Below are 254 nucleotides of genomic sequence, written 5' to 3'. Positions count from 1 at the left end.
GCTCAAATATCTCCCGGACCTGCTCCAGCAGCGGAATAATGGCGTCACCACTGTTGGCGGTCAGCTGCAGCTGGATATCGGCCCCACTGGGAGGGCCACCCTGTTTTTTCTGGGTTTCGACAATAATGCCGGGGATGGCCGCGCTGCGTTGTTCAATATCGGCCAGGACGGTATTGGCGGGGCGGCGTTGCTCCCAGTCCGCCAGCCCTATCTGGATACGGCCGACCAGATCCGGGGCGGCATCGTTAGGGGCC

The 254-nt window shown here is 62.2% G+C and carries 1 protein-coding gene; it reads right to left on the bottom strand.

Translation table 11 applies throughout. The features are described from left to right. On the bottom strand, positions 1–254 hold a 254-nt coding region (locus Q4563_RS21110; protein ID WP_303605916.1), incomplete at both ends, for a hypothetical protein.

The organism is Gilvimarinus sp. 1_MG-2023 (assembly GCF_030548285.1).
Note: the sequence above shows the minus strand (reverse complement) of the source record. Positions and strands in the feature narration are given on the sequence as shown.